7 protein-coding genes are annotated in these 7,337 nt (G+C 65.9%); 4 read left to right on the forward strand and 3 right to left on the reverse strand.

Annotated features, from left to right (window positions below):
* A complete protein-coding gene (locus tag VIM61_13215; GenBank protein ID HEY8901365.1) occupies positions 1–1,581 on the forward strand; it encodes a phospholipid carrier-dependent glycosyltransferase in 1,581 nt (526 codons plus the stop codon).
* Here VIM61_13215 and VIM61_13220 read toward each other — a convergent pair.
* Entirely contained in the window at positions 1,558–2,346 is a 789-nt protein-coding gene (locus VIM61_13220; protein HEY8901366.1) for a rhomboid family intramembrane serine protease, read from the reverse strand. The two genes, VIM61_13215 and VIM61_13220, sit on opposite strands and share 24 nt — an antisense overlap.
* A 12-nt stretch (positions 2,347–2,358) precedes the next feature.
* The gene (locus VIM61_13225; GenBank protein ID HEY8901367.1) at positions 2,359–3,249 is read right to left on the reverse strand and encodes a diacylglycerol kinase family protein; all 891 of its coding nucleotides are present in this window, start codon (positions 3,247–3,249) and stop codon (positions 2,359–2,361) included.
* Between the two features lie 29 nt (positions 3,250–3,278).
* On the opposite strand from VIM61_13225, the gene VIM61_13230 reads away from it, so the two are divergent.
* The 3 genes from VIM61_13230 to VIM61_13240 are packed head-to-tail and all read left to right on the forward strand — an operon-like array spanning position 3,279 to position 6,614.
* Complete coding sequence (locus VIM61_13230) at positions 3,279–4,745, forward strand: AsmA-like C-terminal region-containing protein (GenBank protein ID HEY8901368.1); 1,467 nt, start codon at positions 3,279–3,281, stop codon at positions 4,743–4,745.
* A gap of 4 nt (positions 4,746–4,749) precedes the next feature.
* The gene (rsmD, locus tag VIM61_13235; GenBank protein ID HEY8901369.1) at positions 4,750–5,310 is read left to right on the forward strand and encodes a 16S rRNA (guanine(966)-N(2))-methyltransferase RsmD; all 561 of its coding nucleotides are present in this window, start codon (positions 4,750–4,752) and stop codon (positions 5,308–5,310) included.
* Entirely contained in the window at positions 5,307–6,614 is a 1,308-nt protein-coding gene (locus tag VIM61_13240) for a 3-deoxy-D-manno-octulosonic acid transferase (GenBank protein HEY8901370.1), read from the forward strand. The genes rsmD and VIM61_13240 overlap by 4 nt, the downstream gene beginning before the upstream one ends.
* 2 nt (positions 6,615–6,616) lie before the next feature.
* Here the strand turns inward: VIM61_13240 and tatC are convergent.
* A partial coding sequence (tatC, locus tag VIM61_13245) for a twin-arginine translocase subunit TatC (protein ID HEY8901371.1) occupies positions 6,617–7,337 on the reverse strand: 721 nt, incomplete at its 5' end.

A 7,337-nucleotide genomic window follows, 5' to 3' on the forward strand; every position in this document is an offset into this window, starting at 1 on the left:
ATGAACCGCCTTTCTCTCACCCCCTCGCCTCTCGTCCCTCGGTTCGACTGGCGGGCGTTTCTCCTCGCCGCGCTGTTCGCCCTGGCTGCGCTGTTCACTTACACGCAGGCGAACCGCTTCCCGGCCACCTACCATCCGGACGAGCCCTCGAAAGCCCGGCAGATTCTCAATCAGGCCGCCGGGAAGAAGGACGCCTACAACTTTCATCACCCGATGCTCATGCTCACGGGCACGACGGTTCTCACCCGCCTCGCCGGCACGCCCTTGGAAATCCAGGCCGTCACCGTGGCCGGGCGATGGGTTTCCGCCCTCTTCACCAGCGGCGCCGTGTTCCTGCTCGTGCTTCTCGCCGCGCTGCTCGCCGGTCCCTTCGCCGCTTTCGCCGCCGGCGCCCTGCTCCTGATCAATCACGAGCTCTTCGAACTCGCCCACTATTTCAAGGAAGATCCCGCGCTCCTCTTCGGTGTCAGCGCCTTCTTCCTCGCCCTCGCGCTCTACGACCGCGCCCCCGGCTGGTCCCGCGCCCTGCTGCTGGGCGCCGGTCTCGGCCTGGCCATCTCGGGCAAATACGTCGGTGCCGCCGTCGCGCCATTCGCCCTCTTCGTGCTCTGGCAACACCGCCAGGCCTTCGGATTCGGCCGCGCCCTGGCGCTCCTGCTGCTCGGCTGCGTCCTCGTGCTCGTCGCCGCCAACATTCCGATCCTGCTCCATCCCCACCTCTTCGCGGACGGCTTCACCCGCGAGGTCGATTTCGTCGTCGTCGGCCACAAGGGCATCACCCGCTCCGTGCCACACGGCGTCTATTGGAAGGTCTTTCTCGACGCCGTCATGCCCATCCGCTGGCTGCCCATCGTCGGCCTCCTCCTCGTCGCGTATTACGCCTCGCTCTGGCTGCGTCGCCGCGCCGCCACCGCCGCGGAATGGGCGCTCGCGATCTTCCCGATCGCCTTCGCGCTGATGCTCTCGTTCTCGCCGAAAACGCACCATCGCTACTTCCTGCCGGACTCCGCGTTCCTGCTCGTGCTCGCCAGCCTCGGGCTCGCCCAGCTCCGCCGCTTCCGCTGGAATGACCGCCCCCTCCCCGCCACGCTGGCGCCCGCCCTGCTCGCCGCCGCCATCCTCGTCCAGCTGCCAACCTTCCTCGATTACTACCGCGGCTTCCGCCACGAGGGCCGCGCCGCCATGGCCGAATACCTCCGCGCTCATGTCGCGCCCGGCACCGTCATCGTCCAGGACAAGCGCGTGGACCTCGACGCCCTCGGCCTGCCCTACGAATTATGGGGCAAGCTCTTCGCCGCCGACCAGGGCACCATCGACCAGCTCCGCGCCTGGCACGTGGAATACGTGGCCGTCGCCGAGGGGGACTATGGCCGCTTCGACGCAAAGGCCCTGCGAGCCACCGACGCCGGCGCGGCGGATTTCAACCGCCGCCGCGAATTCTACCGCCAGCTCTTTGCCGAGGGCGAATTGATCTTCGAATGCCCGCCCGGCACGCTGCAATACCTCCAGCCTCGCCTGAAGCTCTACCGCCTGCGGCCAGCGGCGACGCCAGCCCCCTCAGCGACGCCGGCGCTGCCGTGACTCCGCGAGAATCCGACGCTCTTCGCCCGTGAGGCGGTCGATGCCCTCCCGCTGGACCTTCGCCATGATCTCGCCCATCGAGGGAACCGGCCGCAGATGGGAAACGCTGCGCGTCGACGCGATTTCACCCGGCCAGCGCGGCCATTCGAAGCCTCCGCCGTCACCAAGGCGCCTGCGATTCACGAGGCCGAACACCCATCCCGCGGCAAATCCCCCGAGGTGCGCGAGGTGCCCGACTCCCGGTTGCAGGCCCGAGAGCCAGAAAATCACCGAGGCCACCACGGCCAGAATGCCCAGCGTGCGCGCCCGCATTCGCAGCGGCAGCACAAAAAACAGGAGCGCCATCACCTCGAGGCTCGGGAACATCGTCGTGAGCGCCAAAATCACCGCACACACGGAGCCCGACGCGCCGATGAGCGGACCCTCGCCCGTTCCGAAGACCATCTGCACGAGCCCCGCAAACACTCCGCCCCCGAGATAAAGCGCGACGAATTTTCGCGTTCCCACCGCGCGCTCGAGTTCGCGGCCGGCAAACCAGAGCCCGAGCATGTTCACGAGGATGTGAAGCTCGTTCGCGTGAAGGAATTGATACGTGACGAGCTGCCACACCGCGCCCGTCTCCAGCCCTCCGCGCGACAGCGCGAAGGCCTCCCGCACGGGCAGCCAGCGCGGCCCGGCGAGCCATTGCAGCCCAAAGATCGCGATATTCGCCAGCAGGATGATGCGGGTCGCCGGACTTCCGCTCGGCGGGCGATCTCGATCCATGATTCCGCGATCCTACGAGCGACGTTTCCCCTTGTCCACCCGTGGCGGCGCCAGCACGCGCAGCTTCTTCTCGGCAAACCCGAAGGTGAACGGCGCGAAGCCCGAAATCTCTCCGTCGATCTCCACTGGCACCTCGCCATCCGCGGTCACATGCACGCGCTCGGTCTGGAAATACTCCACGTCCGGCAGTTCGTGATGATTTCGGAAAAGCACCGCCTGCACGTAGCGCATCAGGTCCCAATGGCTCTGGTTCTTGAACACGACGACGTCGAGCAGGCCGTCATCCAGCTCCGCATCCCGAAAAAGGACCAGCGGCCCGCCGTAATACCGGCCGTTCCCCACGAGCACGAAGCTCCCGTGGTGGCGCTTGCCGCGGGCGTCGCTCACGACGAGCTTGGGAGGTTTCTGGGCCGCCACCTGCGCCAGCGAGAGCACGTAGCTCATCGGGCCGAGCGCCTTCTTGAAATCCGGCGTCGTCTGCCGCACGACCTCGGCATCGAGGCCCACGCCCGCAAGCTGCACAAAATATTCCTCGTTGGCCATCGGCAGATCGATCTCGCGCACCTCGCCCCGTTCGATCACCTCCCAGGCACGGCCGAGGTCCTTGCCGTCGATCCCCAACTCCAGCGCAAAGACGTTCATCGTCCCCACCGGAAGCACGCCGAACGTCACGTCCGCCTCGCCGATCCCGTTCACCACTTCGTTCACGGTGCCATCGCCCCCCGCCGCTACCACGGTGTGATACCCCTGCTGCACGGCCCGCTCTGCCAGGGCCTCGGCATCGCCCGCGCGACGGGTCTCCCGCACAACGATCCGGCTGGAAAGGGCCGAGATTTTCTCTCGCAGGCCGCGAGCGCGCTCGCCCCGGGCGGCAGGATTCAGGATGACGAGAATCTTATTCACATTCAGGCAGGGACGCGTAGGTTGCCCGCGTGAAACGATTTGCCAAGATCATTCTAGCCGTCATCGCGGGCCTTGCGGCCGTGCTGCTACTGGTTTTGGTCGGCATCAATCTCTACCTTCAATCCGGCGATGTGCAGCAGCGAATCCGCCTCGCGACCGAGCAGGCGCTCGGCATGCCGGTCACCGTCAAACGCACGCTCTACACGCCCTGGAGCGGACTCACGCTCTCCGGTCTCTCGCTGCCCGATCCCTCCATCGCCGGCGCCACGCTCGTCGACGCCCCGAAGTTTTCCGTTCAGTTCGAATTCCTTCCGCTGCTGGGCCGGAAGTTCATCATCACGAGCGTGAGTCTCTCGGATCCGCATCTTTCCTTGCGCCAGAACGAGGATCGCAAATGGGTGCTCATGCCGCCGAAGCCCGCGAAGCCGGCCCGCCCGCCCGGCGCCGAAAAGCCCGTCCGCCCCGTCGAGCCCGCGGTCACCGGCCCCGTCGAGCCCTCAGCCACCGGCCCGGTTGCACCCGCGTCGCCGACTCCCGCTCCCTTCATCGTCGAGTTGCGGGAATTTCACATCAATGGCGGCACGGTCGACATCATCGACCGGAAGGGCCTGATGCTCGGCCGCGTCGAGGGTGTGATCATCGATGGGAAGATCTATGAGAATCATCGTGTCGAGGGCGACCTCTGGATCGACAAGATGGAGATCGGCGCGCAGATTTACCCGAATCGCCTCCGCGCCCACTTCGTGCAGGAGGAAGATCGCCTCACCGTTACCGAGATCAAATGCGCCATCGCCGGCGGCAAGGTGCGAGCCGAGCTGCACATCGTCGCCCCGCGCAAGGGCCGGCCCGATTTTCGCCTGAAGACCGAGGTCGAGCAGGTCTCGATCCCCACCCTCATCGCCGAGGCCCATGGCAACGAAATTGGCACCACCGGCACCCTGCTCGGCCATTTCGAACTCGGCGGCAATCCGCTCGACGCCGCTTCGCTCGGTGGCAAGGGCGGATTCTCCCTCGACTCCGCGCAACTGCGCCCACCCGACTTCATCCAGCAGATCGGCATGATCCTGCGCATCGACGAGCTGCAAATGCTTCACCTCCAGCTCGCCGCCCTTCGCTTCGAGATTCGCGACCAGCGCGTCTTCATCAACGACCTTACCTTCAAGACCGACAACGTCATCATCACCGGCAAGGGTCCCATCCGCTTCGACGGCAAGCTGAACCTCGCCGGCCGCCTCCTCCTCAACGAAAAGATCCAGCAGCAGCTCGGCGGCCTGCTCGGCGACAATTTCACCCCGTCCGAGGACGCCGGCTACAAGCAGGTCGCCTTCTCCGTCACCGGCCGTCTCGATCGTCCGAAAACCGACCTCGTCGAAAAAATTACCGGCATCAAGCTCGGCAACATGGGCGGCCTCCTGAAGGGCTTTTTCCGCATGCCCAAGGCCCAGCCGGCCGACTCTCCCTCGAGCGAAGCCACGCCGTCCGCCTCCAGTAACTAGCCCCATGCGCGTGATCTCCGGCACCGCGGGTGGCATCCCGCTTTCCGTTCCCGAGCGCGTCGCCCGACCGACGATGGACAAGGTCCGCGCCGCGATCTTCTCCAGCCTCGGCGACGCCGTGCCCGGCGCCCGCGTGCTCGACCTCTTCTGCGGGTCCGGCGCGATTGGGCTGGAAGCTCTCAGCCGCGGCGCGGAGTCCGTCGTCTTCGTCGATACCGACCGCCAGGCCGTCGATTGCGTGCTGCGCAACCTGCGCAAATGCCGGCTCACCTCCGCCAGCGTGCAGACGATGGACGCCCAGCGCTTCCTCAAGACCTACGCGCATCCCGACGCCTACGACCTCGTCTTCGCCGATCCGCCCTACCGCAAGTCCCCCGAAGACACCGATTTCGTCGGCCCGCTCCTTGCCTCGACGGAACTCGCGGCCAGCCTTTCCCCGCACGGGACCTTCGTGCTCGAAACCCTCTCGACCGAGAAGCTCCCGCCCCTCGACGGCACCCCCTGGCGCCTCCTGCGCTCGCGCACCTACGGCGAGTCCGGCGTCCATTACCTCCTCGCCGCATGAGGGTGCTGCGTTTCTTCTACAACCTCGCCTATCCCATTGCGCTCGTCGTGATGCTGCCGTGGCTGATCCGGCGAATGGTTCAGCGCGGCAAATACCGCCACAAGTTCGGCCAGCGCTTTGCGATCTACTCCGGCCGGGTGCGCGTCCGTTTCCGCAAGGGCGGCCGCACCTGGGTGCACGCCGTCAGCGTCGGCGAAGTCCTCATCGCGATGAAGCTCATTCGCCGCATGCGGGAACGCGAGCCCGACCGCTGCTTCGTCCTCTCCACCACGACCTCCACCGGCTTTGCCGTCGCGAACGAGCAGCGCAGCGACTGGCTCGAGCCGATCTACAACCCTCTCGACTTCTTCCTCTTCACGCGTCGCGCACTCAACCTCGTCCGGCCGGATCAGATCATCCTCGTCGAGGCGGAAGTCTGGCCGAACCTCGTCGCCCAGGCCCGCGCCCGGCGCATCCCGATCGCCCTCGTGAACGCCCGCCTCTCGCCGCGCTCGGAATCCCGTTTCCGCACCTTTCGCGCGTTCACCGGCCCAATCTTCAATCAGCTCGATGCCATCTGCGTGCAGGAACCCGAGGATGTCGCCCGCTGGGAAAGCCTCGGCGTGAATCGCTCCCGCATCGTTCACACCGGCAGCATCAAGTTCGACGACGCCTCCGGCTCCGCCCGCGAGCCCCGCGACTTCCTCCCGATTCTCGCCGGCCTCGGCATCCCCGCGGGCGCGCCGGTCCTCCTCGGCGCCAGCACCCACAAGGGCGAGGAAGCCCTCCTCGGTCGCGTCTATCAGACGCTCAAGCAAGAGCTCCCCACCCTCGTCTTCGTCTCCGTGCCCCGCCATGCGGAGCGCGCCGCGGAAGTCCGCGCCGACCTCGAAGCGCTCGGGATGAACGTCGTCAGCCGCTCCGAGATCCGGAATCCGGAATTCAAGATCCAGGATTCCCCCGACGTTCTCCTCGTCGACACCACCGGCGAACTCCGCGATTGGTATGCCTGCGCGACCGTCGTCGTCGTCGGAAAGAGCTTCCTTGCGAAGGGCGGCCAGAACCCCGCCGAGCCGCTTGTCGCCGGCCGCCCGGTCGTCTTCGGCCCGCACATGCAGAACTTCGCCATCCTCGTTCACGGCCTTGTCCTCGCCGGGGGCGCCGTGCAGGTGCCGGACGAAGCCGCCCTCGTTTCGGCGCTGACCTCCCTGCTCGAAGATGCTCCCGCACGGGAAAAAATCGTCACGAAGGGGCAACAGGTCATCGCCTCGCATCGCGGCGCGACCGACCGCACGTGCGAGGTCCTCGCCGGCCTCCGACGCTAGGCTCAGCGCGGAAGCTCGATCACCGCGTTCTGCCGCCGCTGGGTGATCGCGGCAATCACGATGCAGAGCTCGTAGAGGAAATACATCGGCACGCCCATCAGCAGCATTGTCACCATGTCGGTCGTCGGCGTGAGCACGGCGGCAAAGATCATCACGATGATGAACGCCTGCGGACGCACGCGCTTGAGCATCGCAACGTCGACGATCCCCATTTTCACGAGCAACAGCACGACCACGGGCAGCTCGAACGCGAGCCCAAAAGCGATGATGAACTGCGTCGTAAACGAGTAATATTCCCGCACGGTCCACGTCGGCTTCCAGCCCAGCGACTGCGCGTCACTGTAAAAGAACGCGAGCGTCTGCGGCAGGACCACGGCGTAGGCAAAGATGACGCCGACCAGGAACAGGCCGAATCCCATCCCCGCCGCCGGCCAGATGTGTTTGCGCTCGTTCTCGGTGAGCGCGGGCAGAATGAACTCCGCGAGAAAATAGAGAAGGAAAGGAAACGAAAGCACGAGACCGGCGTAGAACGACAGCTCGAGCGAGATCGAAAACGAATCGACGACTCCCAGCGACTGCAGGTTATCGAACGCCTTGGCGTCGATCACGTGAAGCGGATGCTGGATCACCGCAAAGAGATACGACCGGCCGCAGAACGACAGCACCATCGCCGTGACGAGCGCGACGCCCATCTTGATGATCGTCGAGCGGAGGTCGTCGAGG

The organism is Chthoniobacterales bacterium, assembly GCA_036569045.1.
Taxonomy (GTDB): domain Bacteria; phylum Verrucomicrobiota; class Verrucomicrobiia; order Chthoniobacterales; family JAATET01; genus JAATET01.